This is a genomic window from Microvirga yunnanensis, assembly GCF_025460875.1.
In genome coordinates, this window is the sequence record NZ_JAMXFI010000078.1 from 1 (window position 1) to 25248 (window position 25248).

At 66.4% G+C, this 25248-nt stretch carries 27 protein-coding genes; 7 read left to right on the forward strand and 20 right to left on the reverse strand.

Annotation, left to right across the window (positions count from 1 at the left end; genetic code table 11):
- Positions 1-240: 240 nt before the first annotated feature.
- The 5 genes from NF876_RS28905 to NF876_RS28925 form a co-directional block, all read right to left on the reverse strand.
- The gene (locus NF876_RS28905; RefSeq protein WP_262271785.1) at positions 241-1176 is read right to left on the reverse strand and encodes an HlyD family secretion protein; all 936 of its coding nucleotides are present in this window, start codon (positions 1174-1176) and stop codon (positions 241-243) included.
- Positions 1173-1412, reverse strand: coding sequence for a DUF3302 domain-containing protein (locus NF876_RS28910; protein ID WP_262271786.1), 240 nt, complete (start codon positions 1410-1412; stop codon positions 1173-1175). The genes NF876_RS28905 and NF876_RS28910 overlap by 4 nt, the downstream gene beginning before the upstream one ends.
- Before the next feature lie 12 nt (positions 1413-1424).
- On the reverse strand, positions 1425-2438 hold the full coding sequence (locus NF876_RS28915; protein ID WP_262271787.1) for an HAD family hydrolase: 1014 nt from the start codon (positions 2436-2438) through the stop codon (positions 1425-1427).
- Between the two features lies 1 nt (position 2439).
- Positions 2440-2820 (reverse strand): DUF1622 domain-containing protein, encoded by a 381-nt coding sequence (locus tag NF876_RS28920; RefSeq protein WP_262271788.1) that lies wholly within the window; start codon positions 2818-2820, stop codon positions 2440-2442.
- Between the two features lie 88 nt (positions 2821-2908).
- Positions 2909-4459: an arylsulfatase gene (locus tag NF876_RS28925; RefSeq protein WP_262271789.1), complete on the reverse strand. Its 1551-nt coding sequence runs from the start codon at positions 4457-4459 to the stop codon at positions 2909-2911.
- A gap of 181 nt (positions 4460-4640) precedes the next feature.
- On the opposite strand from NF876_RS28925, the gene NF876_RS28930 reads away from it, so the two are divergent.
- Positions 4641-4862 carry a hypothetical protein gene (locus tag NF876_RS28930; protein ID WP_262271790.1) on the forward strand — a complete coding sequence of 74 codons (222 nt, stop codon included), beginning with the start codon at positions 4641-4643 and terminating at the stop codon, positions 4860-4862.
- Between the two features lie 119 nt (positions 4863-4981).
- On the opposite strand, the gene NF876_RS28935 is transcribed toward NF876_RS28930, so the two are convergent.
- The 5 genes from NF876_RS28935 to NF876_RS28955 all read right to left on the reverse strand — a co-directional run bounded on the left by NF876_RS28935 (position 4982) and on the right by NF876_RS28955 (position 8004).
- Complete coding sequence (locus NF876_RS28935; RefSeq protein WP_262271791.1) at positions 4982-5458, reverse strand: YidH family protein; 477 nt, start codon at positions 5456-5458, stop codon at positions 4982-4984.
- Between the two features lie 6 nt (positions 5459-5464).
- Positions 5465-5986 (reverse strand): hypothetical protein, encoded by a 522-nt coding sequence (locus NF876_RS28940; protein WP_262271792.1) that lies wholly within the window; start codon positions 5984-5986, stop codon positions 5465-5467.
- Positions 5986-6909: a formylglycine-generating enzyme family protein gene (locus tag NF876_RS28945; RefSeq protein ID WP_373696737.1), complete on the reverse strand. Its 924-nt coding sequence runs from the start codon at positions 6907-6909 to the stop codon at positions 5986-5988. The genes NF876_RS28940 and NF876_RS28945 overlap by 1 nt, the downstream gene beginning before the upstream one ends.
- Positions 6910-6980: 71 nt before the next feature.
- Positions 6981-7733: an aquaporin Z gene (gene aqpZ, locus NF876_RS28950; protein ID WP_262271794.1), complete on the reverse strand. Its 753-nt coding sequence runs from the start codon at positions 7731-7733 to the stop codon at positions 6981-6983.
- A 16-nt stretch (positions 7734-7749) separates the two neighbouring features.
- Positions 7750-8004 carry a hypothetical protein gene (locus NF876_RS28955; RefSeq protein ID WP_262271795.1) on the reverse strand — a complete coding sequence of 85 codons (255 nt, stop codon included), beginning with the start codon at positions 8002-8004 and terminating at the stop codon, positions 7750-7752.
- 350 nt (positions 8005-8354) lie between these two features.
- Here NF876_RS28955 and NF876_RS28960 point away from each other — a divergent pair, with 350 nt between their 5' ends.
- Positions 8355-10112, forward strand: coding sequence for an adenylate/guanylate cyclase domain-containing protein (locus NF876_RS28960; RefSeq protein WP_262271796.1), 1758 nt, complete (start codon positions 8355-8357; stop codon positions 10110-10112).
- Between the two features lie 60 nt (positions 10113-10172).
- Here NF876_RS28960 and NF876_RS28965 read toward each other — a convergent pair whose 3' ends face one another.
- Together NF876_RS28965 and NF876_RS28970 are read right to left on the reverse strand one after the other, a co-directional pair.
- Complete coding sequence (locus NF876_RS28965; RefSeq protein WP_262271797.1) at positions 10173-10430, reverse strand: hypothetical protein; 258 nt, start codon at positions 10428-10430, stop codon at positions 10173-10175.
- 270 nt (positions 10431-10700) lie between these two features.
- Complete coding sequence (locus NF876_RS28970) at positions 10701-10850, reverse strand: hypothetical protein (RefSeq protein ID WP_262271798.1); 150 nt, start codon at positions 10848-10850, stop codon at positions 10701-10703.
- A gap of 444 nt (positions 10851-11294) precedes the next feature.
- Between NF876_RS28970 and NF876_RS28975 the strand changes: the two genes are divergently transcribed.
- From NF876_RS28975 to NF876_RS28985, 3 genes are read left to right on the forward strand one after another with little or no spacing between them, the layout of a single operon-like run.
- Entirely contained in the window at positions 11295-13046 is a 1752-nt protein-coding gene (locus NF876_RS28975; protein ID WP_262271799.1) for an AfsR/SARP family transcriptional regulator, read from the forward strand.
- A 25-nt stretch (positions 13047-13071) separates the two neighbouring features.
- Positions 13072-14043 (forward strand): phosphatase PAP2 family protein, encoded by a 972-nt coding sequence (locus NF876_RS28980; RefSeq protein WP_262271800.1) that lies wholly within the window; start codon positions 13072-13074, stop codon positions 14041-14043.
- A gap of 25 nt (positions 14044-14068) precedes the next feature.
- A complete protein-coding gene (locus NF876_RS28985; RefSeq protein WP_262271801.1) occupies positions 14069-15757 on the forward strand; it encodes a S8 family serine peptidase in 1689 nt (562 codons plus the stop codon).
- Between the two features lie 294 nt (positions 15758-16051).
- Here NF876_RS28985 and NF876_RS28990 read toward each other — a convergent pair whose 3' ends face one another.
- The 5 genes from NF876_RS28990 to NF876_RS29010 form a co-directional block, all read right to left on the reverse strand.
- The gene (locus tag NF876_RS28990) at positions 16052-16855 is read right to left on the reverse strand and encodes a DUF72 domain-containing protein (protein ID WP_262271802.1); all 804 of its coding nucleotides are present in this window, start codon (positions 16853-16855) and stop codon (positions 16052-16054) included.
- 620 nt (positions 16856-17475) lie between these two features.
- The gene (locus tag NF876_RS28995) at positions 17476-18282 is read right to left on the reverse strand and encodes a bestrophin-like domain (RefSeq protein WP_262271803.1); all 807 of its coding nucleotides are present in this window, start codon (positions 18280-18282) and stop codon (positions 17476-17478) included.
- Between the two features lie 320 nt (positions 18283-18602).
- On the reverse strand, positions 18603-19313 hold the full coding sequence (locus tag NF876_RS29000) for a L,D-transpeptidase (protein ID WP_262271804.1): 711 nt from the start codon (positions 19311-19313) through the stop codon (positions 18603-18605).
- 182 nt (positions 19314-19495) lie between these two features.
- Positions 19496-20134, reverse strand: a complete 639-nt coding sequence (locus tag NF876_RS29005) for a hypothetical protein (protein WP_262271805.1) — start codon at positions 20132-20134, stop codon at positions 19496-19498.
- A gap of 31 nt (positions 20135-20165) precedes the next feature.
- The gene (locus NF876_RS29010; RefSeq protein ID WP_262271806.1) at positions 20166-21560 is read right to left on the reverse strand and encodes a selenium-binding family protein; all 1395 of its coding nucleotides are present in this window, start codon (positions 21558-21560) and stop codon (positions 20166-20168) included.
- A gap of 561 nt (positions 21561-22121) precedes the next feature.
- On the opposite strand from NF876_RS29010, the gene NF876_RS29015 reads away from it, so the two are divergent.
- The gene (locus NF876_RS29015; RefSeq protein ID WP_262271807.1) at positions 22122-22526 is read left to right on the forward strand and encodes a hypothetical protein; all 405 of its coding nucleotides are present in this window, start codon (positions 22122-22124) and stop codon (positions 22524-22526) included.
- The gene (locus NF876_RS29020; protein WP_373696736.1) at positions 22526-22843 is read left to right on the forward strand and encodes a c-type cytochrome; all 318 of its coding nucleotides are present in this window, start codon (positions 22526-22528) and stop codon (positions 22841-22843) included. Before NF876_RS29015 ends, NF876_RS29020 begins: the two co-directional genes overlap by 1 nt.
- A gap of 11 nt (positions 22844-22854) precedes the next feature.
- Here NF876_RS29020 and NF876_RS29025 read toward each other — a convergent pair whose 3' ends face one another.
- Genes NF876_RS29025 through NF876_RS29035 form a run of 3 tightly spaced genes read right to left on the reverse strand, consistent with a single transcriptional unit; the run spans position 22855 to position 24991 of the window.
- Positions 22855-23697, reverse strand: a complete 843-nt coding sequence (locus NF876_RS29025) for a universal stress protein (protein ID WP_262271809.1) — start codon at positions 23695-23697, stop codon at positions 22855-22857.
- A gap of 19 nt (positions 23698-23716) precedes the next feature.
- Positions 23717-24700, reverse strand: a complete 984-nt coding sequence (locus tag NF876_RS29030; protein ID WP_262271810.1) for a zinc-dependent alcohol dehydrogenase family protein — start codon at positions 24698-24700, stop codon at positions 23717-23719.
- A 9-nt stretch (positions 24701-24709) separates the two neighbouring features.
- Positions 24710-24991 (reverse strand): hypothetical protein, encoded by a 282-nt coding sequence (locus NF876_RS29035; protein ID WP_262271811.1) that lies wholly within the window; start codon positions 24989-24991, stop codon positions 24710-24712.
- Positions 24992-25248 lie beyond the last annotated feature (257 nt).

Here is a 25248-nt window from a genome sequence, read left to right on the forward strand (position 1 = left end):
GTGTGAGTGTTGTGTGAGACTGAAGCGTCTGCTGCGGGAGAGGAAAGCATGAGCGGCCTCCAAAGATGAGGTGAGGTGACCGCCTTACTTCACCACTCCGGCGGTCGCTGCCCATGAGATCTTTTTCGCACGGTGCGCTGGAGCATCGGACGTGTGATCGAACTCACGCCCGATGCTTGAGGCTTTTGGTTTGGAGCATCTTTTCACGCAAAACCGGTACCCACTTTTGCGTCCGATGCTTTAGAACGGATTGACGTAGTTGAGGATCGCCGTCTGGCGCAGGACGACCTTGCGGATCACGTGGGCTGCCTTGACATGCTCCGTATAGATCGCGGCGACTCCCGTGCTCCCGGCCGGCAGTCGCCTGGCCACCTCCCGGTCGTCGAGCCGGACGCGGACGACGAACGGCGCCGCCTGGACCTCGGACGGGGCGACGGCCGTGCCGCCGACCTGCGTCTGGCCGCTCGCGACGGCCTGCAGCACCGTCTCGACGCGCCCGGGGAAGACCTCGCCGGGAAGGGGCTTGAACGTGACCTCCACCGGCTGCCCGGCCTCGATGTAACGGACGTAGATCTGCGGGACCTCCGCGCCGAGGATTGCCTCCGAGGTGTCGATGAAGGCCATGACGGGCGACTGGGCCGTGACCCGCGCGCCCTTCCGCAGACCCAGGTTCGTCACGTAGCCGTCCGCCGGCGCCCGCACGGTGGTCCTGTCGAGGCTCCACCTGGCGCCTTCGAGCTGGGCCCGCAACTGGTCGACCTCCGCCTCGCGCTGCTGCACGTCGAAGGCCCGACCGCTGTCCCGCCCCTGAAGCTCGGCGAACTGGGACCGCCGCAGCTCGGCGAACTTGAGCTGGGCCTCGATGGTGTCGACCTGGGCCTGGTACGTGGTCGGATCGATGCGGAACAGCACGTCGCCCGCCTTGACCGGGGTGTTCGCGGCGACCGGCACATCCACCACCTCTCCGGCGACGGACGGAACGATCTGCACCGAGTTGCGCAGCAGGGCCGCCGGTCCCGACGGCGCACCCCATCCCATCGGGATGAACAGGCCGACGAGGAGCACGAGCAGCACGACGATCGGAGAGATCTTCCAGAACGTGTTGAACGGAATGAACCGCAGCCAGACGAACAGGGCGAGCAGCGCGATATAGGAGTTGAGCAGGACGACGATCATCGCGGCGTTCCCCGTCGCTCCGGCACGTCGACATAGGCCCAGATCAGCACCAGCGGCCAGAACACGAAGCCGAAGACGAGCGTCGCCCAGCTCCCCACAGTCACGGCCTCGGGCCAGGGATGGCCGCGCTTGCGGGCGATGCGGCCGGGCATCGTCCCCAGCGCCGCGACGATCGCGACCAGCGTCGCGGCGAGAACGATCAGGACGATCCAGGCGAAGATGTCGATCAAAGACATGGTCGTGATCCTTCAGGGTTCGAAGGCGAACACCTTCTTCCAATCCCGCTTCATGTCGACGACGGTCCATCCTCTGGCGGTTGCCTCGTCGAGGGCCTTGTCGAGCCTGCCGATATGGGACTGGCGGTCGTAGGCCCATTCGCGCTCCGCGTCGGTGTGGTGAACGATGGCCATGAAGCGGGGGCCATCGTCCGCCGCCGTCCATTGCAGCATCTGGAGGTCGCCGTCCGAATTGCCGAAGGCGAAGATCGGCCGGCGGCCGATGAAGCGGTCGATGCCGACGGGCTTGCCCGGGCCGTCGTCGATGAACGCGACCTCCGGCTCCTTCAGGAGAACGGGCTTGCCGTCCTGGCCGATCTGAAACTTCGTCACGCCGGACGAGCCCACGATCTGCTCCGGTGGAATGCCGTAGACCCGCTCGGCGAAGGCCCGCATGAACTCGACGCCGCCGCCCGAGACGATGAAGGTCTTGAACCCGTTCGCCCTCAGGTACCCGAGAAGTTCGATCTGCGGCCGGTACACCAGGTCGGTGTAGAGACGCCCCTTCGTCGGATGGCGTGCCGTGGCGAGCCAGTCGGTCGCCGCCTTCATGAACTCCGCCGTGGTCATGCCCGAATGGGTGACCGACATGATCTCCAGAAGGTCCTTCTCTCCCGCCGTCAGGAGGGCTCTCAGGTCGCCCTCGACGACGGACCGGAACGGTTCCTTGTCCTTCCACTCGGGAAACCGCGGCGCGAGGCGCTTCACCTCGTCGAGGGCGAAGGCGACCTGGAAGTAGACCGGTTGCTCGGCCCAGAGGGTGCCGTCGTTGTCGAAGGTGGCGATCCGATCCTCGACGGCGACGAAGTCCGGCCCGCCCTCCCGGGTGACGCGGGCGACGAAGTCGACGATCGCCCGCTTCGGAGCCGTGTCGCTCCAGGACGGCAGCGGGTCCGATGCGGGGGATTGCGCCTGAACGGGTGCGGGCGATGTCCAGAGGGCCAGCAGGCCCGCTCCGAGCAGCGAGAGCAGGTGGCGTCGGATCATTCTAGGCTCCTGTCGGTTCCCGCATGCGCTCCTTGGCGCGTTCGTGCTGGAGTTCGCGGATCTCGGTCAGGTCCCGTTCCAGGAAGAAGTTCAGGAAGGTGCGGATCACCGCGACGGCGCCGAGCCGAGCGACCGCCTCCCAGCCGGTCGTGACCGATGTCTCGATGATGTCGGCCCCGAGCTGGAAGGTCAGGCCCGCCACCAGGGTGCGGGCGTACCGCAGCCAGACCTCGCGGCGCTCGATGTTCGTCGCTTGCCCGGTCAGCATCGCGCGAAAGCCTGCCAGGAACGCCTCCAGGGTGCCGAACAGCACGATGGCGAGCGCGATCGTGTCGATGAGGAGAACGGAGTATTCCGTGACCGTGACCAGCCATTCCTTCATCGCCGCCTCCACCCGCGATGCCTGCTTCTCCCACAGCGTGTCGCTCTCCGCCGGGCGAGGCCTCGCCCGGCGGAGAGCGGATGATCGGTCAGTCTCCCGTCGCAGCCTCCGACATCTTGGCCATGGCGTCGTCGATGGTGAAGGTGTTCGGCTTCTGGATGGCCGGGAAGTCCTTGAAGGTCTCGGCGAACTTCGCCGCGACCGCCTGCACCGCATAGATCAGGTACGCGTGGCGGAACATCCAGTCGTTGTAGGTGTTCGAGGTGACCGTGGCGAACTCGAACGGGTCGGTGCGCAGATTGTAGATGACCGGCGCCCTCAGCCGCGTGAACGGGTCGCGCCAGACGGCCAGCGTGCCTGCGGTGCGCTGCTCCATGAAGACGATCTTCCAGTTGTCCATGCGGACCGCCAGCATGTCGCCGTCGTCGCTGAAATAGAAGTAGAAGTTGCGCGGGCTCTTCTCTTGCTCGCCGGTCAGGTACGGCAGCAGGTTGTAGCCGTCGATGTGGTTCCGGTAGGTGCGTCCGATGGCCCGATGGCCCTTCTTCAGCTTCTCGACCACATCCGGATCGCCGGCCATGGCCAGGAAGGTCGGCAGCCAGTCGTGATGCTGCACGATCTCGTTGCTGATGGAGCCGGCCTCGATCTTGCCCGGCCAGCGCACGATCAGCGGCACGCGGAAGGCGCCTTCGTAGTTGGTGTTCTTCTCGCTGCGGAAGGGCGTCGTGCCGGCATCCGGCCAGGAATTGCGGTGCGGGCCGTTGTCGGTCGAGTACTGCACGAAGGTGTCGTCCGCGATGCCGAGCTCATCGAGGTAGTCGAGGACGTCGCCCACCAGCTTGTCATGATCGATCATGGTGTCGTGATAGCCGGATTGCCAGCGTCCGGCCTGACCGCGGCTCCCGGGCTTCGTATGGGTGATGAAATGCATGTGGGTCGTGTTCAGCCACACGAACCACGGCTTGCCGGCGTCCTGCTGCCGCTTGATGAAATCCTTGGCCGCGGCGGCGAATTCCTCGTCGACCGTCTCCATGCGCTTGCGATTGAGCGGCCCGGTGTCTTCGATCCTCTGCTTGCCGACGCGGCCCCAGCGCGGCTCCTCGGTCGGGTCGTCCCTGTCGGTCGCCCACGACCGGATGACCCCGCGCGGTCCGAACATCTTGCGGAACTGCGGAAAGTCCTTCTCCGATGGGTAATCGTCCATCTCCGGCTCTTCCTCGGCATTGAGATGGTACAGGTTGCCGAAGAACTCGTCGAAGCCGTGGTTGGTCGGCAGCATGGAGTTGAGGTCGCCGAGATGGTTCTTGCCGAACTGGCCGGTGGCGTAGCCCTGTTCCTTCAGCAGCGCCGCGATGGTCACGATCTTGTCCGACATGCCGATGGGCGCGCCGGGAATGCCGACTTTGGACAGTCCCGTGCGGTAGACGCTCTGGCCCGTGATGAAGGAGGAGCGTCCGGCGGTGCAGGATTGTTCGCCGTAGGAGTCGGTGAACATCATGCCTTCCTCGGCCAGACGGTCGATGTTGGGAGTCTTGTAGCCCATCAGGCCGTGCGAGTAGCAGCTCAAATTCGAGATGCCGATGTCGTCGCCCCAGATGACGAGGATGTTCGGCTTGTTGCCTTTGGGTGACTTAGCCATGACATTGCTTCTCCCTGTAAGGTTCTGACGCAACTGAGTATTGTCCTGCCATGCGACTCCGGCAGGGTCGGAACAAGAGCCCCGGCGCATCGTTGTTGGGAGCCGGCATCCCGGCTTGCCTCTCGAACCGCGGCCTTTGTGGCGCGGACGGACGTGGCGCGTGACGATTTCGGAGAGTGGCGTGTTTCTCGATGACAAGTGTTTCGCTGGCGGCGGACGAGGCGGTCCGTCGTGCCAGGCCTGCAAGCGGCCGATCCTGCCGAGCGAGCGTCAGACCAGGGTGGAGTTCCAGAACGACCCGGACGGATCCAAGGGGCTGACCGGCGACTACCACCTGGCCTGCGGCAGGCGGTTCGAGTCGCTCGCTCATGTGATCAACATGAAGCCGTGGAGCGGGAGCTAGGCGCCTTGCCGGCGCGCGGCACATGACCTCGGTGCCGGCGTGATGGTCGATCCAGGCTCTTGCGGCATGGTCGGCTCCCTCGACACGAAGGTGTCCCGACCGGCCGGGCCGGTGCCTCGTCACCCGAACGGCCCGGCCTGAAAGAGCATGCTGATGACGGCCGCCACGCCGATGAGGAGGAGCACGATGGCGGTCAGCAGCGTCAGCGAGACCGGAAAGCGGCTCTCCCCATGGACGAGGCCGGCGGCTTTCATCGCCTCGCGCTCCTCGCGCAGGCCGATCATGAACCGGACGTGGTAGACGATCCCGATGACCAGCATCCCGATGCCGAGCAGCACCAGGGCGACGCCGAAGTTGCGCGGCGCCGCCGCATGCGTGATCGTTCCGGCTTCCCGGAGCTTCTCGAACACCTGGTAGATCGTGAAGCCGAAGCTGATCAGCGACAGCGATGTGCGCAGCACCGACATCAGCGTCCGGTCGGCGCTCATCCGCGTGCGCTGGAACGACATGCCGGTTCGGCGCGAGGACAGCTCGACGGAGATCCGATCCGAATCGGACTGCGCCGTGACCGGTGTTGTCCCGGGGGCAGGGGCCATGACACGTCACCTCTTCGAACCCGTTGGTGGAGAGGAGTCCCCATGCCGGGCGTTCCACCAGCTCACGAGACGTGCGATGGGCCCGCGCAGCAGCACATAGGGAAGGAAGGCGAGCAGGACCGCGATGAGCACCATTTCGCCCGGATAGAAGGTGCCGAGCACGGTCGTCTGGTAGATCCCGTCCATGACGAGGCCCAGGAGCAGGATCCGCGCGGTCGCGACCAGGCCTTCCCACAGGCGCCCGGCGGTTCCATCCGAACCGGTGATCACCGACCAGAGATAGGGAGATCGTCCGAGGCGCGCGTCCCTGGATCCGTCGCGGTAGGCCGCGAGGGCGGCCATGCAAGGCTGAAGGACGAAGCGGAAGGTCATCGGGCCGCCCGGGCGGGCGGCCATGTCGCTCCAGATCCGCCGGTGGACCTCCGCCGAGCCTCCGTACCAGTACAGGCCGAGCCCGAGGAGGAGAGCCGCCACGATGACCACCAGCCGGGCCAGGAACACCTGCGTGGGCGTCGCCGCGTCGGCCATCATCGCGCCTCCCGCCCGCGAACCACGCACCGGAAGCCGATGTGGCTGCTCGAGGTGTCGACGGGCTGCGCGTGCCGCGCCGCCGGACGGTAGCGGCGGCAGTAGTTCGGCGCGCACAGGTGCGATCCGCCCTTGAGCACCTTGCGGGGGATCCGGACCTGCGGCTGCCGAGGATCGTAGCTGTCGGCCTCGCGTCCGCCGCGTGGGTTCTCCGGGATGCAGCACGCCTTGGCGGCATCGGCGGGATGCTGCGAGGCGTACCAATCCGACGTCCACTCCCAGACGTTGCCGATCATGTCGTGCAGGCCGTAGCCGTTGGGCGGGAAGGCCGTCACGGGCGAGGTGCGCTCATAGCCGTCGCTCGCCAGATTCTGACCCGGGAAGGCGCCCTGCCAGGTGTTGGCCATGTGCCGTCCGCCGGGGGTGAATTCCTCGCCCCAGGCGAACTCGGCGCCATCGAGCCCGCCGCGGGCCGCGAACTCCCACTCCGCCTCGGTCGGAAGGTCCTTGCCGGCCCAGCGCGCATAGGCCTGGGCGTCCTCGTAGGCCACGTGCACGACCGGATGGTCGTCGAGACCGGCGATCGATGAGCCCGGACCCGTCGGTTGCCGCCAGGTGGCGCCGAACCGGAACTTCCACCACCGGCTCCAGTCGCGCAGGTCCACGGGCCCTCTGGGCGGCTTGAACACAAGGGAGCCGGCCTTCAGCATGTGGGGGAGAGCCCCGGGGTAGTCTTTGGGATCGGGCTTCCGCTCGGCCATGGTCACATGGCCGGTCGCGCGGACGAACTCCCGGAACTGCCGATTGGTGACCGGCGTCCGATCCATCCAGAGGCCATCGACGGTGACGCGATGGACGGGAGCCTCCTCGGGGTAATGTCGGTCCGATCCCATGCGGAATGTTCCGCCGGCGACCCAGATCATGTCCGCATGGGGCGGGCTGGTCCGGAGCGGAAGCGTCTCATGCTCGAGGAGCGTCATGGCAGACCCCGTCGCTACTCGGCCGGTGCGGCGGGCGTGACGCCGGTGACCTGGGCGGATGGCTCCTCGCTGAGCCAGCGGTAGAGGATCCCGCCGATGGCCCCACCGATCAGGGGCGCGACCCAGAACATCCAGAGCTGCGCCAGGGCCCAGCCGCCGGCGAACAGGGCCGGGCCGGTGCTGCGGGCGGGGTTCACGGACGTGTTGGTGATCGGGATGCCCACGAGGTGGATCAGGGTGAGGCCGAGCCCGATGGCGATGGGGGCGAAGCCCGCCGGCGCCTTGCCGTGGGTCGCCCCCATGATGATGAACAGGAACATCATGGTCAGCACCACCTCGGCGATGAAGCCCGAGATCATGCTGTACTGGCCGGGCGAATGGGCCCCATAGCCGTTGGCTGCGAAGCCCTTGGCGAGGTCGAACGTCGGGGAGCCGGTGGCGATGGCGTAGAGCGCCGCCGCCGCGACCACGGCGCCGATCACCTGCGAGACCACATAGGGCAGGATGTCCTGCTTGGGAAAGCGCCCGCCGGCCGCCAGGCCGACGGTCACCGCCGGGTTGAGGTGGCAGCCGGAGATGTGCCCGATGGCATACGCCATGGTGAGCACGGACAGCCCGAACGCGAGCGAGACGCCGAGCAGCCCGATGCCGACGTCGGGAAAGGCGGCGGCGATCACCGCGCTGCCGCAGCCGGCGAAGGTGAGCCAGAAGGTGCCGATGCCCTCGGCCACGCAGCGGTGGATGTTCTGGCTGTTGTGCAGATCCATGTGGTTCTCCTGTGTGTCAGCGCGGACAGACGTCCCGGAAGCCGCGGGTTCGTCGGGGATCGGTGTCGTGCGAGCCGCAGCCGGGAGCCGGCGGAGGGCCGCCGCGGTCACGAAGCCCGCCGCCGCTCGGGCCCCATCGTGCCCGGTCGACAGGTCCCATCCGCACAGACGCGCTCGCAACGACGCCGCGCGGACGCGTGGGCGCGGCCTCTGCAGCGGAAAGGAAGGGCAGGGCGGACGCGAGCGCCGCCGTCAGCTCGGCCATTGTCATGGCAAGGTCTCCCTTCGGCGAGTCCTTCGCGAGTCCTTCGCTTGCGCCGGCCCTGTTGCCCGGGCCGTTCTGCTTCGAGGTGAGCTTAGCTCCGTGGCGGGAAACCGATATCCGGTGAACACCTGAGATTTCACCGGGGAAATCCTGAAACGAGGGGCTGCGACAGATCTTTGCAGCGACCGCTTCGCGGACCTGTTGTCGTCGAAGGCGGCATTCCCGTGAAGCGTCGCCACATGGCCGCCCCGGTGGTATCATGAACTGGCACGGTCGCGGTGCCGGGCCGCCGGGCGGTGCGTGTCGCGTCAGTCGCCCGGGCTTCATCCGGCGGATCTCCCGAGGGAGACACAGCCATGGCAACGGCGAGAGCGGAGCGTCGGCTGGCCGCGATCCTGGCCGCCGACGTCGTCGGCTATTCCCGCCTCGTCGAGCATGACGAGGCCGGGACGCTGTCGGCCCTGAAGGCGCTGCGCCGGGAGGTGATCGATCCGCTGCTGGCCGAGCATCAGGGCCGTATCGTCAAGCTGATGGGCGATGGCGCGCTCGTTGAGTTCGGCTCGGTCGTCGATGCCGTCGCGTGCGCGGTCGCCATCCAGAAGAGCGTCGCCGAGAACCAGGCCGCCATCCCGACGGAGCGACGCATCGTCTTCCGGATCGGCATCAATCTCGGTGATGTGATCCGCGAGGCTGACGGGGATCTCTACGGCGACGGCGTCAACATCGCGGCCCGCCTCCAGCCCCTGGCGGATCCGGGCGGCCTTTGCATTTCCGGCACCGCGTACGACCACCTCCAGGGCAAGCTTGACTGCGACTACGAGTACCTGGGCGAACGCGCGCTCAAGAACTTGGAGCGGCCGGTGCGGCTGTACCGCGCCCTTCTGGAAAGGAAGACCGCACGAACGGCATCGCCCAGGCACGCACTCCCGGACCGACCGTCCATTGCCGTGCTGCCGTTCAGCACCATGGGGACGGACCCGGAGCAGGACTTCTTCAGCGACGGACTGACCGAGGACATCACCACGGCGCTGTCGAAGCTCAAAGGCTTCTTCGTCATCGCCCGCAACACGATGTCCACCTTCAGGGGAAAGCCCGTGGACGTGCGCGCCATAGGGCGTGAACTCGGCATCCGCTATGTCCTCGAGGGGAGCGTCCGCACATCCGGCAACCGCGTCAGGGTCACGGCGCAGCTCATCGATGCGGCCTCCGAAGCCCATCTCTGGGCCGAGAGGTACGACGGCGACCTCGGCGACATCTTCGTCATTCAGGACGAGATCACCGCAAGCGTCGTCGGCCGCATCGGGCCGGAACTCATGGCGGCGGAGCATGCCCGCGAAAGGCTCAAGCCGCATCAAGGCCTCGACGCGTGGGAATGTGTCGTGCGGGCGGCGTTCCTCTGTTCCCAATTGTCCGAGGAGAGCAGCTGGAAGATGCTCCCCCTGCTCGATCGGGCCATCGGACTGGCTCCCGACTATGCCCAGGCGCTCGCCATGAAGGGCTGGATCATGATGTGGCGCGCGTTCCAGGGATGGGAGGACATGGGATACGCCCTGGCCCTTGCCAGGGATGTCGTCCGGCAGGCCATTGCTGCCGACGACAAGGAACCGTGGGCCTACCTCGCGCAGACGATGACCGCCTATGCGACGCGTGACGATGCCCTGGGGATGGCGGCGATCAGCCAGGCGGTCGCGATCAACCCCAACTCCGCGTTCGCGCACGGCCAGCTGGGACTCGTGCATGCCAACGGGGGCCGCGCGGCGGATGCCATTCCCTGCATCGACTACGCCCTCAGGCTGAGCCCGCGCGAGGCTTTTCTCGGCGACTTTCAGTTCTACTACGCGATGGCCTATTTCCAGGGCGCGAATTACGAGCTTGGATTGAGGTATGCCCGGGAGGCGCATCGCTTGCGGTCCGGCCACGTCTATCCGCTGGTCATCGGCACGACCTGTGCCGGGCTTATGGGCAACCGGGAGGCCGCCACGGATTTGCTCGGACGGCTCAAGTCGCTCGTCCCCGACATCTCACGGGCCTGGGTCGGGGCAACATCGTGTTTCGTCCGCGCCGAGGACCGGGCGCGCCTGGTCGAGGGGCTGGCCCGTGCCGGCCTGGATTGACGGGCCGGATCGGACGCTGGAACCGGCCGCTCACCGGTGAAAGGCTCGCCGTGATCGGGATTACGCGCACCATGGGCCAATGGCACCCAGCGGCATCTCGCGAAAGACCCGCTCTTCGGGCGATGCGACACGGGCGAGGGCCTCCCGGATCACTTCCGCCATCCTGGGCTCGATCCCTTCGACATGCTCGAGCCGGTCGGCAAGGCCCGCGAGCTGCTCGAGGGTGTGGATCCCCTCCCGCTGGAGCACGGCCCAGGCGATGGGGGGCAGATAGAGACCGTCGATGGGTCCGGCGCAGGTGTCATAGAAACGGGGCATGGAACTCTCCTGATTGACGCCCGGTCCTGTGCGCGGCCACCGCGCGGCGACGCCATCGGCGCGCGACGGCCCGAGGCTCCGTCCGGAGCCTTGGCGCATCATGCGAAAAAGTGGACCCGGTTTTTCGCATGATGCGCCGGCCAAGAGCGGAGCATCGGATCCGATCCCAAACCTGGGTCCGCTTTTGGGTCCGATGCTCTGGCGGCGGGCGCCGCTCCCCGGCAAGGCGCCCGGTTGCGGCGGTTTTGGTCCGGCAGCCCTGGGCCGGCGTCATGTCGCTTCTCCGAAGGGTCGACACAGCCGGTGCTCTCCCGGGCGCATCGAGGGTTGCTTCGGCACATCCTCAGGGGGCGGAGGACCGTCCGGCACCGTGATGGTGACCCGCCGGCCGGAGCGGGGATCGAGAAAGGTCAGGGTCATGGCATCCTCCCGGGATGGATCCCAGTCGGTGTTGGCTTCATGCCCGCAGGGCGGTCTTGTCCTGCGTTCTGTCGCTACCATGCCCTTCCGGTGTCATCGGATCGTGACCGACGCGTGAACTTCATCGACCGGCCGGAGAAAATGTCCGGCATTTGGTACGATTTCACGATGGGCTCACGCGCCTCTTACGGCCGCGGTGAAGAGTGCCGTGGTGGCATTCATCCAGATCGAGCAGCCAGAATGATATGGCCGGCGCGCCAGATGTTATACCGTGGTGGAGCGACAGACCCGGATGGGCAACCTCACTTTTGGGTCCGATGCTCCAGCGTTGCTTTTTCTTGCGGTGATTCGAAAGCGCACCTATCCTTTTCGTCATTGCTTCCAACGGCAGAGGCATTGGCCATGAACAGCCACCGAGCCGACCCGTTATGCCGAATATTTCTCTTGGGTCCCCTGACAGTCCAGGACGGCGCGGGCACGGTCAGGACGCCGCGGGGGCAGAAGGTCCAGGCGCTGGTTGCGATGCTGGCGCTTGCTCCGCGGGGCGCCCGCAGCCGCGTGTGGCTGCGCGACAAGCTCTGGAGCGATCGTCAGGAGGAGCAGGCCAGTGCCAGTCTCCGGCAGGCCCTCACCGAATTGCGCAAAGCGCTCGGTCCGCTGGCGCAGGATATCCTGAATGCCGACAAGAACACGGTTTCTCTCGATCTCGACCGCGTGTGGACCGACATCCGGGCGACAGAGACCAGCGAGGGCAGCGATCTTGACGTGGCGTCGGCCGGCCCGGACCGCGAGCTGCTGGAAGGGATCGATATCGGCGATCCGGAATTCGAGGAATGGCTGAGCCTGGAGCGTCAGTTCTGGGCGAGCCGGATGGAGGCCATCGAGGCGGGAGCCCAGGGAAAGCGAAGCCGCCTGCCGAGCCACGCGTTCGTTCATGGGAACAATGCTCCATCGCAGCGTACCGAGACGGCGATCCCGAAGGCCGCGACACGCGTCCATATCGGAATTCTTCCTGCGATTGCCGTGGGAAACGTGCCGATCAGCCTGGGCGACCGGGTCAACGAACTCGTTGCCAAAAGCCTGCTCGAGACCGGAGAGGTCGGTGTCACGGACCTCTGGTCGTCCATTGCCCCGGCGGGCGACGGCGCGGGCAGGGCGGTCGGTGCCGGTGACCCTGTGCCCGAACTCGTTCAGACCCGGTTCCTCTTCCAATGTCGGGCGACCGGTTCGAACGGAGCCATTCAGGTCACGCTCTGCGTGCAAAGAGCCTCCGACCGTTCGCTGATCTGGGTCGACAGCGAGCATGTCTCCGCGCGCTCGCAGGAAACGGACCATCTGTCTCTCGTGGCTCCGATCATACGGCGCGCCGTGGACGGCGTTCTGAAGATTCTCGTTCAGAGCCCGTCAAGGGATGGCGAGGACCTGTCGGGTTCCGCGCTTGTTCTCTCCGCCATCGACCGGATCTTCCGGTTGTCGAAGGATGACCTGGACCAGGCCGAGACAATCCTTCGTTCCGCCATCGAGCTGGCGCCGTCCTCGCAGGCTTATGCCTGGCTCGCCTTTCTCCTCACGTTCCGTGTCGGGCAGCGGTTCTCCCACAATGTCCGTCCCCTGCTCGAGGAAGCTCAGTTCCTCAGCCACAAGGCTCTGGCGCTCGATTCCCAGAATGCCCTGACGCTGGCGCTGGTCGGCCATACGCATTCCTACCTTTTCGGCGAATACGACATTGCGGCGAATCTCTTCGAGCGGGCGATCAGGATCAATCCGACCCAGCCCTTGAGCTGGGATCTCTACTCGATGCTTCATGCCTATATAGGACGCCCCGAGACAGGATTGCGCTGCGCGCAATGGGCGCGGGAGCTCGGGACATCCAGTCCGTACCGCTTCTACTTCGATACATCCTGCTGCATCACGGCGTCCCTGTCGGGACGACACCAGGAGGCAGTCCGCGTCGGACGGATGGTGATGGAGGATCGGCCGCAGTTCAACTCGATCCTGCGCTACCTCGTGTCGAGCTACGCTCATCTTGGAGACAAGGAAGCATCCCAGGACATCCTGGCCCGGCTGAAAGCGGTCGAGCCGGACTTTTCCATCGAAGCTCTCCGCGATGCGCAGTATCCGCTGCTTCGCTCCGAAGGGGGAGCGGCATTCATCGAGGGGCTGATCAAGGCAGGGGTGCGCCGTGTGACGACCTGATCGCAACCTATTCCGGGAGGAGCAGATGGTTGACTCGAAGATGAAAGCGGATGGCCCATCGGCTCGATTTGCGAACTTCCTCAATCGGCATCGATGGGTTGTCCGGGGCGGAACGCTCGTCCCGTTCGACATTCCGGCCCGGACGAGTGCGTCCCCAAGCGCGCGGCAGCCCGAAGGAGACCTCGAACTGCCGCTCGTCGAGCCCTCCGCGGGTCCGAGTTTCGCGACGATGAACCGTTCGGTCTTGAACAAATCGATCCTCAACAAGAACAAATCGACCTTCAACAAAGGTTCCTTGAACAAGAACAAAGCTCTGGCGCCGGCAGGGGGCGGCTTCGAGGAAGCCCTTCTCCCGGCGCTCGAACTGCGCCGGCTCCACCAGGGGACGGGACCGCTCGGCGCGCCGCTGCGCCGCTTCGTATGGGAGTGCATCGATATCGAGGCCCCACCCGGACCCGATCGCACCCGTTTCGAGATCGAGCAACTGCTCGCCCTGCAAAATGATCTCCAGGAGAGGGAGCGCCGACGCCCCGACATCCTCCTCGAAGCCACGCTGGACCTCACGGCTTTCACCCGTCCTCTCAGCATCGAAGGGCAGCACGGCTATGCGGCCACGTACAGCCTGTTCTTCACGATTCTCGCTCTGTGCGAATATGTCGGCCTGATCTACAAGGACCGCTTCGGCCGCGCGCGGCCCAACCAGTTCGATCCGCGGGTGAGACCGATGCTGCCCAACCCCGGCCACTCGTCCTACCCGAGCAATCACGCTTTCCAGTGTTTCTCGATCGCATACGCCTTCAGCTCCCTTCTTCCCGAGCATCCGGGGTCGGCTGAACTCTTCAACGCGGCTCAGCGCGTTGCGGGAAACCGCGAGTGGGCCGGACTTCACTATCCCAGCGACACGCAGGCCGGAAAGCACCTGGCCCGACGCTTTCTGCCGTATCTGGTCGAGGCATGCGCCGACATGCTCGGCAGGGCCCGTGAGGAGTGGATCTGACCAGTCGCGCCATGGAGAATCGATCATGAGTGATCAATATCGAAGCTCTGCCGATCATGTCCCTCATGCCCCGGCGCATGACGACAAGCCTTACCCGCCATACTACTATCTTTGGCATCTCTGCGTGCTCGGCGTCCTTCGCGCGGAACGCGTGGATGGATCGCCCTGTCCCGACATCGTCGGATCGGTGTGGGATGATCTCGATGCGGATCACGGCTCCGAGGCCCATCATCCAACGACGATTGCGATGATCGACGTCGGGGTCGGGCATCACCACCCCAACCTGATGCAGGTCGATATGAACCGGGCCATCGACCTGGTCACCCATCGATACGGGGCTCGCAGGGTCCGCATCGACACAAACGGGGACCTGAAGCCGGAGAAGGAGCTTCCGTTCTTTCGTGATCTGAAGATCGAAGGCCTGGACCTGGATCTCTTCTCCGAGGACGAAAAGACGGCGCTGATCTCCTTCGCTGACAAGCTTCGGGCATCCAATGGCGTGCTCCATATGACGGAGACCCTCGACGCCGCCTTGCCGTCCCATGGAACCGCCGTCGCCGGTCTGGCGGTCGGCGATCCGGGCTTGGTGCACATGGCAGGCGGTCGCATGGTCGAACCCGTTTCCCTGCACGATTTCGTGGAGCGGCCCGACGGGCGGTCGCTGAGAATCCGGGACAATGTCGTTCCCTATGTCGGGGTCGATCCATTCTCCACGCTCGTCCCGATCAAGACGTCTTTCGACGAGGATCCGTGGCCGCTGATGGCGGCACTTCTCTACGCGTATCAGATCGGTTCGGACGTGATCCTCCTGCCCAGGGACATTCCGGATCCGACCCGTGGGATCCTGACGGTGACGAAGGCGCAGAACGCGCAGGAGTGCCGGAACGACAGTCCGTCCGGGACGACCCGTCGCGACAGCGGGACAGCACCGGACGAATGGACGATCCTGAAAAAGCTTCTCATCGCGGTCAGCAAAAAAATTCCCATCGTCTGCGCGGCCGGGAATTCCGGCGAGAGCCAGCTCATCTATCCGGCCTGTCTGGCAGGCGAGAAGGAACCCGACGGTCGGGAGTCCAATGGCATCATTGCCGTGGGGGCCGTGAACGCGGATGGCCGCCGCGCCGGCTACAGCAATTACGGAATGGGCCTGACCGTGGTCGCACCGTCCAACGACGGAGAAATCTACAACGAACATCAGGCTCGTATCGACTGGGGCAACCCGGCGACGAAACTCCACCCGTATGGGCTGGGCTCCCACCGTGAGATTCCCTACAGCCACTACACGATTGCCACCACCGACCTGCCGGGGGCCTGGGGATATGCCGGCGGGAGCGTGCCCTATGTCGCCAACCTGCCGCCTGAGAACAACCCGGGCTTCGCCGGAGGCTACTATACCGGCTTCGGCGGCACCTCTGCGGCGGCTGGGCTGACCGCCGGTGTTGTGGCTCTCATGAGCAGGGCCCACAAGGCGCGCGCCGGGCGTGATGCTCGGCTGACGGGGATCGAGGCCAAGATGATCCTGATGCGCGCTGCGAACATGCGCCCGGACCGGCTCCAGAGTGGAGGCGGCGGCAAGTCGCGCGGATCCGCATTCGAGCCCGATCCGATGAACGGCCAGGCCGAGGCGAAGGCCGATCCTAAGGTCTTTTTCGGCGCTGGTCTCGTCGATGCCGCTGAAGCGGTCCGGACCGTGAAACAATCCGCTGGAGCCTAAAGCATCGGACCCGAAAGTGGACTTGCACTTTTGGGATCCATCCGATGCTTTCCTCTTGATCGGCGCATCGTGCGCACGAAAGCGGGCCACGCTCGTGACCCGAACCATGCGCCGCTTCAAGGAATGAGCATCGGAGAATCGGGATGGCCGTCTCTACCCTCCACGTCATCACCGGGCTCGTCCCGGTGATCCCGCTCGGAGAAGCGCCGCACCCCACCGGATCGGGATGGCCGGCACAAGGCCGGCCATGACGTGGGAGAGGTCGCGCCACAGCGATGGTCATCCGCCCCGTCGTCATCGGGGCGCTCGGCCGGCTTCCATGAGCCGTAGCGTCTTGATGGCATCATCGGTTGCCGCGAAGGCCGCCGTGTTGTCGAAGATGCACCAGGTTTTCGCGCCCGTGGCGGTATCCCGCGCCAGCACCTGCGCGAGGCCTGCCAGATAGTCTTCGCTGTAGGCCGAGTAATAGATCCGCGGCGAGCCGTGCAGGCGATAGTAGGACAGCTCACGCCACCCGCCTGGCTCGTCGGCTCCGGGAACAGGCGCCGGGTCGGCCGCCACACGGGCGATCCGAAGCTCGATCAGCAGGGACTCGACGTCCGGAGTGAACCAGGAGCCATGTCGGGGCTCGCAGACGATGCCGCCCTCCGCCCGGCTCCTGAGGTCATCCAGAAACCGGTCGGCGATCCCGGTCTGGAATCTCAGGCTCGGCGGCATCTGAACCAGCAGCGGGCCGAGCTTGGGGCCGAGACCGTTCACCTCGGACAGGAACCGGTCCAGCAGGTCGCCCACGTCCTCCAGACGACGCTCGTGGGTGATGGCCTTCGGGACCTTCACGGCGAAGCGAAAACCGTCCGGCACCGACGCCGCCCAGCGCTCATAGGTGGCCGGCCGATGGGCGCGATAGAACGATGAGTTGATTTCCACGGCGTTGAAGACGGCGCCATAGCGCTCCAAGTGGGTTCCCGTCGCCGGGAAGGGCGCTGCATGCTCCTTCGGGATGCTCCAGGCCGCAGTGCCGATTCTGACCGTGCCCGCGCACCCGGAGGAACCGCGGGTGCCGGTCGTCAGGCGGGCTGTGTCTGAACGATCCTGCATGTGACTCCATGAGCAGCGCGGACCGAAGCCTCGCGCGGGATGGGACCCGCCGAGGGACCCGGTCGTCCGGAAGCGGTGCTGTGCCAACGCGGGGTCCCGCCGGGGCGTTCCGCCTGCCGTGCCCGGTGCGGAAGGAGCTCTTGCGTCCTCCGGCCGGGATCGCCATAGGAGGCTGACCCAGCGGACATTGTTGTGGACTTCGACGGGGGCGGGCGTCACCGCCGGCGTCGACAGGCGGGCGAGAGCCTCAGGTCGAGCCTTCTCCCATGAGCCTTCTCCCATGAGCCTTCTCCCATGAGCCCTCTCCCATGACGAGGCGCAGGCTCGGTGGCAGGCCGCCGCACACGGTCAGATCTCAACCTGTTCCGTCCTCAGAGAGGATTGCCGACAAATCCGCCGCCCGGACCAACAGGTCCATGGCCGTTTCGACCTGGAGCCGGACACGCCCGCTCATCGATCGCATCGGATGCAGCGCCGATCTGATGGCGGGCGGCAAAGCGACCGATCGCCTGAAGGCGATCACGGCGACGCGACTGTCGCTCACCTGGCGCCGGAGATCATCGTCTGTGCGCTCCCGTTGGTCGATCTGGAGGCGCCATGGACCCGAGATCGGTGCCGATTCACGGCTGGAGGACCTGGTGCTCGGGGTGCCGGGGCGCCGCCACCGCCTGTTTGCTCGTCTTGAGCTGCTCTGCGGCGGCTTCCAGCGGCGCGACCGGCACGCGGACCAGCCCCTGGGTCGACGTGCCGAGTTCGAGGATCATCAAGATGCCGCCGGAGATCGCCGCAGCCCCAAGGATGTGGAACGCCACCACCGTCGCGTTGCGGGGGGCGAACAGCCCGAAGCTGGCGAACAGAAGCGACAGCCAGAGGATGACCAGGATGAGAAAGGGCGGCGGGACCGTGATGTCGGCCTGCTCCGCGAGCAGCCAGCGCGCCTCCGAAATGGCCTCGAGAAGTCCGATCGCCTGCTCCTTGAGCCTGCGCCCGCGGTCGTCGGCGGGCTGCAGCCGCGTCACCTGGTCGTCGATCGTCTCGAGCAGCGCCAATGCGGCGGCCGACGGTGTCGCGTCCTCGGCCCGGCGCGTCAGCTCGTCGGCCTTCATGGCGGCATAGCGCCCGACGAGGTCGCGGGTGCCGTCGGTGTCGGGGCCGTACCGTCGCAGCACCCTGTCGAGCTTGACGATGTCCATGGCCAGCGTCTCGACCGCGTTCACCCGGGCGCTGAAGGCCGAACTGGCGGTGCTGATCATGAGGCCGATCACGAGGGCGGTCAGCGTTCCGACCACGGCCATCACGACCGACACGGCGGTTCGCCCGTCGCCGGTGAGGTGGGTCTGGGGAAGCCTGGGGGCCAACCCGAGGCCGATCAGGGCCCCGCATGCCACGGCGACGAAGGTCAGGAGACTGATGAGTACCGGTGTCATGGCAGGTCCGCGAGCGCCTCGGAGGAGCCAATCCCAATGCATTCTCCCGAACGGGTCAACCCGTGCCGCCGAGGACGGGGCGAGGCCTCGCTTTCGCCCATGTCCCCGGCCCGCGAGGCGGGCCAGCCGCGACGGTCCGCCTGCCCATTGTGCGGCCCGTGCGTCCCGCCGCGATGCGCGCCCTGCTTCTGCTGCGTGCGGAGGGCGCGGACTTTTCCCCGTCCGCCGTCGCGGCCGAAGCGCGCGTCACGGCTCCGTCCCTCGGCGGCCCGTCTGCGCTGCCCGCTCGGACAGCGCCCGGATCGCGGACGACGCGGTCTCTATGCCGGCAGGACGACCACCTTCGTCTTGACCGGTGTTCTCGAATAGAGGTGGATCATGTCCTGGCTGAGCAGTCCGACGCACCCGCTCGTGATGCCCGTCCCGATCGATTCGGCATCGCTGCTGGCATAGATCGTGTAGAGCGTGTAGGCGCCGTTCTGATAGAGATAGAGCGTGCGGGCCCCGAGCGGGTTGTCGAGGCCGCCAGGCATGCCGCGGGCGTATTTGGCCGCCTCCGGCTGGCGCCGGATCATCTCCTTGGGCGGGGTCCAGGTCGCCCATTCGGCCTTGCGTCCGACATACGCGTCACCGCTCCACCGGAACCCGTCGCGTCCGACATTGGCACCGTAACGGGTGGCGTATCCGTCGTCCTCGATCCGGTAGACGTAGTAATTGGCCGGGTCGACGATGATGGTGCCGGGCGCCTCCTTGGTGTCGTAACGGACGGTTTTGCGATAATATTTCGGGTCGACCTTGGCGACGTCGACCGCCGGGATCGGGAATTTCTCCTCGGGCACCGGCCCGTAGACCTTCGAAGCCTCGGCGAAGCTCATCCCGTCGGAGGTCACGCAGCCGGCGAGCCCCGCCGCGCCCACGCTGACCGCCGAGCCGATCAGAAACGACCGGCGGCTCAAAAGTCCGGCCCGGCGCCCGCGCAGAGCGGCCTCGTCGATGCCTCCGGCACCGGCATTCCCATCGTCCATGATCATGATCTGGTCGCTCCCCGTGTCCTAAGGCCTGACGAGACGATAGTCCGCCAGGCACCCGCTGAAGGTTCAAGCTGGGCCGACATTGCCGTCCCGCATCCGGATTGGCAAGCCCGGCCCGGGCCGAGCCGCCAGCGCCTGCGTCGGCCTCGGTGCTCGCCGACCGGGTTTTTCGAGGCCCGGCATCATGTGGCCAGGAGAAGAAGGCCGCCACCCGCCAGGACGGCGCTCCAGACGATATCCAGGTTGATCCAGCCCCGCCGGAGGAAGGCGAGTCCCTGGTCGTAGACGATCAGGCTGACGGCCCCGATCACCGCCAGCATGGCTCCGGTATGCACGGCGAGCGCCGCAACGGAGATCGGCAGGGACGTGGAGGCCGTGAGCTCGCCGGCCATCCCGGAGGATAGGCACAACGACAGGAGCGCCGGGATCAGCATGAAGCCCGCCCCATGAGCACTGGCCATCATGAAGGACCACAATGCCAAGCCGGCCAGTCCGGTCTGCATTCCGATGCGCACCGGGGTTCGGTGGCCGGCGAGCATGTGCGTGCCCGCCCAGACCAACAGGAGGATCCCGGCACAGCGGCCGAGCAGGGTCGCGTCCAGAACCGTTCCGAACAGGATCGTCACGAGCAGAACGGCCCCCACGGCCGCAGCATGCCCGATGGCGATGGGCGCAAGGGCCAGGACCACGAGGGACCGGCTCTGCCGATGAAGGCCCAGCGCGACGGCGAACAGCCAGCCCATGGCCGGGTTCAGGCCGTGAAAGGCGCCGAGCCCGGCAAGGGCCAGCCAGGGCCAGAGAGTGGACGACAGCGTATTCATTGCCTGTCGCGTTCCAGTCGCGTTGCGCCTCTCATGGATAACAGTAGGAATCCGACGAGCAATCGCCTCCCTCGAGACGGACCTGGTGCGGCCGGTGCCCCTTGGGCCACTCGATGAAGAAGGTCTCGTCGAACGAGATGCCGCCCTCCGGATCCGCGTTCAACTTCACCATCCAGCCCTCGAAGCCGCGGTGATAGAACTGCTGGTCGATCGGGCCGTAGAGGGAGTTGGTGAAATAGACCCGCCGCCCGTCCCGGCTGATCTCGACCATCTGAGGCCCGCCGGTCAGATGCCCGTTCGCTGCCTTGGGATGAGTGGCGCGCGAGACGATCCCGCCGATCCGAACCTTGCCGGTGAGCCGGGGATTCAACGGGTCGGACACGTCGTATTGCTGGAGGTCGCCCGTGCCCCAGCAGGACACGTAGAGGAACCGGTCGTCCATGGAGAGATCGATGTCCGTCACGAGCGGCGGCACGGCGCCGAAGCCCTTCAACATGTCGGGCAGATCGTCCGGGCTGGCGGGTTCGGCCGGGATGGTGATGATCTTCTTCACGGCCCAGCGATCGCCGTCGCGATACCAGGTCCAGATCGACGAGGAGAGATCCTTGAGGCTGATCACGCAGTTGACGAACCCGTAAGCCTTCGTCGGATTGTGCGCCGGGCGGAGCTCGAACACGAGCTGATGCTCCTCGCCGAAATCGATTTCCTGCAGATGCTTGCGTTTGAGAAGATCCCAGAAATGCAGGCGCCGTCCGTAGCGGGAGCCGAGCAGGATCTCGGGAATGAGGCCGTTCTCGAAGGTGTCGGGCGTTCCCCATTCGCTGGTGACCAGCGTATCGTACCCGAGGTGCCACCAGCCGTCGTAAGCAAGCTGTTGCGGCCCCCGGTCGACTTCCCAGCGTCCCAGCGGTTCGAAGCTCTCGTGATCCATGATGAAGATGCCGCCAGGCGCCTTGCCCTCGGCATTGCCGAGGGCCGTGACATAGATGCCGTCCGGCCCGCAATGCACCGTGTGCGGCCGGGTGTATCCGGTTCGTTCGGCCAGCACCTCGGGCTCGATCACCTTCACGATGGTGGGATGGCGCGGATCAGGCTTCGTATCGAGAATATGGATGCGCGACGAGCGCAGCCCGGGCACCACGAGATAGCGCCGCTCCACATGCGGGTGAGGCATGTTGGGGCACAGGCAGGAGGAACACGCGTTCCAGCCGAAATGGTGCAGTTCGTCGCCCGTGTTGGGCATGGCCACGGACCCGACGATCTGGGCATAGGATGGTGACGCGGGGTCGAGATCGACGACCGCGATGCCGTCGGGCTGCTGCCGGTCCGGATCGAACATGGCCACGTAGGCCAGGGTCTCGGGCGGGGCTTTCTGGGCCAGGCGCGGGGATGGATAGAAACTCGAATCGGGCTGCCAACGCGTCACGACACCCTCCCTGATCGCCCCCTGGGTCGACGGCAAGTGCCATTCTTCAAGTGCCATTATTCTTGTGCTGACACCCGCATCATAGCCGATCGTCCAGCTTGTGTCGCGTCTCACGACCCAGGGCATTTTTCGGTGAAGTGGATCCGGTTCACCGTCAAAAAATGTGGCGAGGCCAAGAAGAGAGATGATTCCCCGTGAGGGGAAGCAGATCGAGAGCCTCGGACGTGAAAAGTGGACACCACTTTTGGGATCGATTCCGATGCTCCTTCTCTCGACCGGCGCATCGGATCAGACGGACCCGCAGGGCCGCGCCGGCGAATATCGGGGCCACTTTTCACTGGCGTTGCCCTTCGGGTCCGTACGATGCGCTAGCGGCATGGATCCGACCGAACGGCTCGATCCAAGTGTACCAAGGTGCGGTCCTCGACCGCCCGACGCTTCCTGGGGCCCCGGATGTCGCGTCGGATTGATCGGGATCAAGGCGGGCGGGCACGCATCCTCTAAGCTTTGCCACAATGTCGGGCTCTGCTCGAGATCCGCGTGAACCCTGGGAGGGACCTGATGCTCCATCACGTCACGCTTCACCTGGCCCGCAGCAAGCAGTTTCCCGAGGGGAGTCCGCGCTACGGCTACGAGATGACCGCACCCCTGGATGACCAAGGCCGTCTGGACCCGCAGGAGTGGTCGAACACCAGGGCCCATTGCCGGGTCCGCCGGTTCTGGGGTGACGAGGGCGAACGGCAGGGTGTCCTGGTTCACCGGCCGGGCGGGTCCGGCGGAGCGACCTGGATGATCGACTACAACCAGGACCGGGCCGGCGACGAGGAGGCAGGGTATCATCTGCATCAGCATCGCTTCGTTCCGGGCGAGTACGTCACCATCGGGGACGATGATGGGCACCCCCACACGTTCCAGGTCGTCTCGGTTACGGCAGGAACGCCCCGCAGGGTGGGGGAGGATCGATGATGAGGCGCCTTGCTCTCGCCGGGCTCGCCTTTGCCTGCGCCTCCACGATGGCCGCCGCGCAATCGGGCCGGGCGCAGCGCGGGTTCACGTTCGCGCAGACGAACTGCTCCCAGTGCCATGCGATCGGCCGCGTGGGCGAGAGCCCCATTCCGGAGGCGCCGCCCTTCCGGACCCTGCATACGCGCTATCCCATCGAGGACCTGGCCGAGGCTTTCGCGGAAGGGATCACGACGGGCCATCCCTCCATGCCCCAGTTCCAGCTCGATCCGGCGCAGATCAACGATCTGCTCGCCTACCTGAATTCCATTCAGGGCTAGCTCCTGTCGGCTCAGGAGGAGAGAAACAGGGGAACGGGTGCGCTTTTGAGCAGGGATTGAGTGGTGCCGCCGAGCACCATTTCGCGCAGGCGCGAATGGACATAGGCGCCCATGACGATCATGTCGGCGCGCGTCAGGCGCGCGTGGTTGCGCAAGGTCTCGGCCACGTCCCCGTCGATCGCCGGCAAGGCGAGGACATCCACCGTGACGCCGTGGCGGGCAAGATGCGGGGCGATCTCCGCGCCGGGCACCGTGTGCGCCAGGTCCTTTTCGCCCGTGACGCTGACCAGCTCGACCTGCCCGGCGGCCCGCAGGAACGGCAGGGCGTCGTTGAGGGCCCGCGCCGCCTTGGCGCTGCCGTCCCAGGCCACGACGATCCGGTCTCCCGCGAAGGCTTCGCGACCCTGCGGCACGACGATGAGAGGCCGGCCGCTGTCCATGAGCACGGCCTCGATGACGCCCCGGTCGACCGCGAGCGCGATCGGTTCGGCATCGAGCACCGTCAGGTCGTGCGACCGGGCGAGGGCGGCGAAGCTCCTGATGAGGGCCGGATAGGCGAGCTGCGGCGCCTGCGTTGTGCAGGCCAGCCCCGAGGCCGCCGCGGCCCGCCGGGATGCGTCGGCGACCGTGCGGGCGAGAGCGTCGACCCGGCGGTTCTCGGCCGCCACGAGCCCTTCGGCAAAGGTCCGGACGAAGGTATACGGTACGGTGAGTTTCAGCGAGGCCGCCTGAACGGTGACGTGGGCGTCTGCGTGCCGCGCAAGCGAGAGCCCGTAGGCCAAGGCGGAGGAACGCTCGTCGGCGTCGCCTTCCTCGGTGATCCCGATCAGGATGCTGCGAATGTTCTCAAGCATGGTTTCCTCTCTTCCTGCGTCAGGGAACCAGGACCGCCGCTCCCTGGAGGCGTCCTGACCGCACATCGTCCAGGGCCTCGTTGGCGGCCGCCAGCGTATAGGCCACCGTCCGTGTCCTGACCCCGGCCTCCGGAGCGATCGCCAGGAAGTCGACGGCATCCTGACGGGTCAGGTTGGCGACGGACACGATCTGCCGCTCTTGCCACAGCAGCCGGTAGGGGAACTGCGGGATGTCGCTCATGTGGATGCCGCCGCAGACGACGCGGCCGCCTTTGCGCACGGCCTGCAGGGCCACAGGCACGAGGTCGCCCGCGGGCGCGAAGATGATCGCGGCGTCGAGGCTCTCCGGGGGCATCTCGTCCGAACCGCCCGCCCAGACGGCGCCGAGCGAGCGGGCGAACTCCTGGGCGGCTGGGTCGCCCGGGCGCGTGAAGGCATGGACGCGCCGTCCCTCCCAGGTGCAGACCTGGGTGATGATGTGAGCCGCCGCCCCGAAGCCGTAGATGCCGATCCTCTCGCCGGGACCGGCGGCCACCAGCGAACGCCAGCCGATCAGTCCGGCGCAGAGGAGCGGAGCCTGGGCGACGGGGTCGCCATCCTCGGGCAGGCTGAACGCGTAAGCCGCATCGGCGACCGCCAGGGTGGCGAAGCCCCCGTCGCGCGTGTAGCCCGTGAACAGCGGCTCGTCGCAGAGATTCTCGTGGCCCGCGAGGCAATAGGGACAGTGTCCGCAGGTGTGCCCGAGCCAGGGAATGCCCACACGCTGGCCCGGCTCGAGAGACGAGACCCCGGACCCGAGCGCCTCGACCCGTCCGACGATCTCGTGGCCGGGGATCAGGGGCAGCCTGGGACGCGGCAGGTCCCCGTCGACCACATGGAGGTCGGTCCGGCACACCGCGCAGGCTTCGACCGCCACGCGGATCTCCCCTGGACCGGCTGCGGGCGGCGGCCGGTGCTCCAGGACCAGAGGCGTTCCTATCTCGTAGAGAACCATGGCCTTCATGGCAGCCCCTCAGCGGAACGCGGCGTCCATCCGCGCCCTCAGCGCCTCGATCTCGCGGACGAACGGCGCGCGCTGCCTGCAATGGCTCAGCCAGAGGTCGGCCATCAGCCGGTCCTCGCGGGCCTCGTCCATCGGTCTGCTCTCGATCACGATCAGATTACTCGCGTGGGCGACGTCCAGGTCGGCAAGGGACGCGAGCAGCGATCGAAGGCGCGGAAGGAGGTCAGGATCATAGACCTGATCGACGATCGATCCGCTCGGGATTTGTGAACGCTCATCACCGACGATCATGGAGCCCTCCGCCGTTGTCCGGCCCCTCGAAAGCTCGCCCGCCCCCGATCATACGCGAAAGTCGGGCCGGTTGCAGTTGGAACTCTGCAGCAGCCCGACGCGGGGTTGCGCGATCACACTCGACGGACCTGGGTCAGGTATGGACGGCTTCCTTCCACTCGGCATTGATCCACATCAAGGCGATTGCTGGATCCGCCCACATCGGAGGCGAGCCCTTCCTGCCGTCGAGGGGCCGAGCCGACGAACTCGAGATCGCA

Bases quoted from the DNA above. Each gene is read 5' to 3' on its own strand.
- NF876_RS28905 (WP_262271785.1), bottom strand. From the start codon at position 1,176: ATGATCGTCGTCCTGCTCAACTCCTATATCGCGCTGCTCGCCCTGTTC.
- NF876_RS28910 (WP_262271786.1), bottom strand. From the start codon at position 1,412: ATGTCTTTGATCGACATCTTCGCCTGGATCGTCCTGATCGTTCTCGCC.
- NF876_RS28915 (WP_262271787.1), bottom strand. From the start codon at position 2,438: ATGATCCGACGCCACCTGCTCTCGCTGCTCGGAGCGGGCCTGCTGGCC.
- NF876_RS28920 (WP_262271788.1), bottom strand. From the start codon at position 2,820: ATGAAGGAATGGCTGGTCACGGTCACGGAATACTCCGTTCTCCTCATC.
- NF876_RS28925 (WP_262271789.1), bottom strand. From the start codon at position 4,459: ATGGCTAAGTCACCCAAAGGCAACAAGCCGAACATCCTCGTCATCTGG.
- NF876_RS28935 (WP_262271791.1), bottom strand. From the start codon at position 5,458: ATGGCCCCTGCCCCCGGGACAACACCGGTCACGGCGCAGTCCGATTCG.
- NF876_RS28940 (WP_262271792.1), bottom strand. From the start codon at position 5,986: ATGGCCGACGCGGCGACGCCCACGCAGGTGTTCCTGGCCCGGCTGGTG.
- NF876_RS28945 (WP_373696737.1), bottom strand. From the start codon at position 6,909: ATGATCTGGGTCGCCGGCGGAACATTCCGCATGGGATCGGACCGACAT.
- aqpZ (WP_262271794.1), bottom strand. From the start codon at position 7,733: ATGGATCTGCACAACAGCCAGAACATCCACCGCTGCGTGGCCGAGGGC.
- NF876_RS28955 (WP_262271795.1), bottom strand. From the start codon at position 8,004: ATGACAATGGCCGAGCTGACGGCGGCGCTCGCGTCCGCCCTGCCCTTC.
- NF876_RS28960 (WP_262271796.1), top strand. From the start codon at position 8,355: ATGGCAACGGCGAGAGCGGAGCGTCGGCTGGCCGCGATCCTGGCCGCC.
- NF876_RS28965 (WP_262271797.1), bottom strand. From the start codon at position 10,430: ATGCCCCGTTTCTATGACACCTGCGCCGGACCCATCGACGGTCTCTAT.
- NF876_RS28970 (WP_262271798.1), bottom strand. From the start codon at position 10,850: ATGACCCTGACCTTTCTCGATCCCCGCTCCGGCCGGCGGGTCACCATC.
- NF876_RS28980 (WP_262271800.1), top strand. From the start codon at position 13,072: ATGGTTGACTCGAAGATGAAAGCGGATGGCCCATCGGCTCGATTTGCG.
- NF876_RS28985 (WP_262271801.1), top strand. From the start codon at position 14,069: ATGAGTGATCAATATCGAAGCTCTGCCGATCATGTCCCTCATGCCCCG.
- NF876_RS28990 (WP_262271802.1), bottom strand. From the start codon at position 16,855: ATGCAGGATCGTTCAGACACAGCCCGCCTGACGACCGGCACCCGCGGT.
- NF876_RS28995 (WP_262271803.1), bottom strand. From the start codon at position 18,282: ATGACACCGGTACTCATCAGTCTCCTGACCTTCGTCGCCGTGGCATGC.
- NF876_RS29000 (WP_262271804.1), bottom strand. From the start codon at position 19,313: ATGATCATGGACGATGGGAATGCCGGTGCCGGAGGCATCGACGAGGCC.
- NF876_RS29005 (WP_262271805.1), bottom strand. From the start codon at position 20,134: ATGAATACGCTGTCGTCCACTCTCTGGCCCTGGCTGGCCCTTGCCGGG.
- NF876_RS29015 (WP_262271807.1), top strand. From the start codon at position 22,122: ATGCTCCATCACGTCACGCTTCACCTGGCCCGCAGCAAGCAGTTTCCC.
- NF876_RS29020 (WP_373696736.1), top strand. From the start codon at position 22,526: ATGAGGCGCCTTGCTCTCGCCGGGCTCGCCTTTGCCTGCGCCTCCACG.
- NF876_RS29025 (WP_262271809.1), bottom strand. From the start codon at position 23,697: ATGCTTGAGAACATTCGCAGCATCCTGATCGGGATCACCGAGGAAGGC.
- NF876_RS29030 (WP_262271810.1), bottom strand. From the start codon at position 24,700: ATGAAGGCCATGGTTCTCTACGAGATAGGAACGCCTCTGGTCCTGGAG.
- NF876_RS29035 (WP_262271811.1), bottom strand. From the start codon at position 24,991: ATGATCGTCGGTGATGAGCGTTCACAAATCCCGAGCGGATCGATCGTC.